Below are 2,446 nucleotides of genomic sequence, written 5' to 3'. Positions count from 1 at the left end.
GTAGGGTCGGCCGAACAGTGAGGTGCCAGTCCTGTATGGGCTGGTCCTTTTCCGTTCGGCCTCCCTCCGAACCGGGCAGACCCGTCTCCGAGTACCCGGCTCTCCAGTGATCTACTGCGTGAGCAGTGTTGCAGGGTGCCCGTGGATCAGGTCGTGGCAGTCGCCGCAAACGATGAGCGCTTTGCGTCGGATCTTGGCCATCATCTGAGCCCATGCGGGCTGTGGCAGGCCGGGTTCGCCGAGGTCCGCGAGCCGGCGGACGTGGTGGACTTGTATGTCGTCCGTTCGTCCGCAGAGCTCGCATTTCCCATTGAGCAGCCGGGTGACCAACTGTCGGTTGGGGTAGGCGGGTCCGGTGTGCTGGCGGTCAGTGAGGACCGCGTGCTTCTGCCGTTTCAGCGGAATGCCGCCGAACCAGGCGACCAGTGCCTTCCTGCCCGCGCGCTCGATGCTGGCCTCGAACCGTGTGCGCAGTCCGTGCGGTGTCAGGATCTTGGCCTTGTGACGGGCCGCCATCTTGGTCACCGACGAACGGTGCTTTCTGGCCAGGGTCTTGAGCATCGAGGTCTCCATGACCCACCGCAGCCGGTGCAGCCGGAAGACGTCGCTGGCAAGGAGGTAGTACTGGACGATGCCCCGATACTCGGCTCCATATCTGGCGACGATGTTGTAGTCGCTTTCGTTGACCATGGAATTCCGGCACGCGGGTTTCCCGCGCGACAAGTACGGGGCGGACTTGGCCTTGACCACGGTGGCCGGGACGCGCAGGACGATCATTCCGTTGATGGACCGACGGTTGCGCTTGTCGGTTCCTCCGGGTCTTCTCGTCCTGCGATCGCTTCCCGCGACCGAGATCTCATAGCCGAGGAATTTCGCCCGCTGGGTGCGGGCATGAGTGATCAAGGTCTTGTCTGGCGAGAGCTCCAGCTTGAGGTCCTCACGCAGGAATTCCGCCAGGCGCCGCTTGATCTCCTCGGCTTCAGCCTTGGGTCCGGCGAACCCGAGCAGGGTGTCGTCGGCGTATCGGCAGTAGCGCAACCTCCGGTAGCCGGGATCACGAGGGTCCTGGCTGGGGAGGCTGTGCATCCGCCGGTAGAGCAACCGTAATGAAGCGCGGTCGCCCTTGCGGCGGGCTTTGACGATCGCTCTTTCCACCTCGCGATACTCCGGGTTACGGGCCCGGCGTTCGCCTCGGGTGTATTCCGGGATGAGTACGTTCTCAACGAATTCATCCAGTTTGTGCAGGTAGACGTTCGAGAGGATGGGCGATGCGATCCCGCCCTGGGGAACCCCGCTCAGCGTGGCCCCCCACCTCCAATCCTCCAGATATCCGGCTGTCAGCATGTTGCGCAGCAGGCGCAGGAACCGATTGTCGTGGATCTTCTCCGACAGGATCTTGATCATCACGTGATGATCGAATGATCCGAAGCAGTCGGCGATGTCACCTTCGACGAACCAGGCCGTTCCCAGCCAGGTGTGGGCCACCTCTCGTAACGCGGTGTGGCAGCCCCGGCGGGGACGGAACCCGTGGGAGCGGTCGGAGAACGTCGGCTCGTAATACGCCTCCAACAGGAGTCGGACCACTTCGCCGACGAGCTTGTCCGACCAGGTCGGCATGCCCAACGGGCGCGTCTTCCCGTTCTTCTTCGGGATGTGCACCCTTCGGACCGGGCGGAACCGGTAGCGCTCGTGACGCATCTCGGTGACAATCCGCTCGATCTTCTGCAATGACATGCCGTCCACGGTCTCCTGCGTGGCCCCCGGTGTCATCGACCCCTTGTTGGCGTAGATGCGACCGTAGGCCAGCAGATACAACTGCGGGTTGAACATCTGCCGATACAACTCTTCCAGCGGCAGGCCGCGCCTGCCGCGCTCACGCAGGACACCCAGCACCGTTGCGGCGCTCTGCATTACGCATACCTCGCGATCTCTCGGTGTCCAACCACCTGGCCTCCTTCGCCCATGTGGACGGCTTTCCCGTCCTCCTTGGCCGGTCGTGACTCCGGCGACTACTACGAGGCCTCCGTCGCCTTAGGACTCGCGTCCCGTAGGCGATCCCACGTTCGTCACGGTCGTACGTATCAGCGTGATTTAGGCGTCCCGTTCGTCTCCTTGAATGCCCTCGCTGGGCATCGCTCCATGGCCCCGGAGGTTGCCGCTCGGCTCATTCCTCGCAGCGGGCAGGGCTGGCACCGGTTTCAGGCGTCTTTCCGGTGGATGCGAACTTCCATCTTCTGGAGACTGGGATTCAGGCAATCCAGCTTTCGCCATGTCACGCGGGTCCCCCAGAGCACCGTCCCTGACGCTGGGCCCGGTCTCTGGTTTTCTGGCATGCTCTTGTCCCCGTAAGCCTTTCGGCGCTGGGTAAGCCATCGGACCCAGGAACCTCCCTCCGAGTTCCTCCCGGCTGAACCGGGGATACGACCATGCGCCTCGTGGCGCACAT

General features: G+C 63.5%; 1 protein-coding gene. It reads right to left on the bottom strand.

Annotated features, from left to right (window positions below; genetic code table 11):
* Window positions 1-111: 111 nt before the first annotated feature.
* Entirely contained in the window at window positions 112-1,911 is a 1,800-nt protein-coding gene (locus ACBJ59_RS62690; RefSeq protein WP_375119379.1) for a reverse transcriptase domain-containing protein, read from the bottom strand.
* Window positions 1,912-2,446: the final 535 nt, after the last annotated feature.

Source organism: Nonomuraea sp. MTCD27 (assembly GCF_041950495.1).
In the GTDB taxonomy this organism is placed as follows: Bacteria; Actinomycetota; Actinomycetes; order Streptosporangiales; family Streptosporangiaceae; genus Nonomuraea.
Note: the sequence above shows the minus strand (reverse complement) of the source record. Positions and strands in the feature narration are given on the sequence as shown.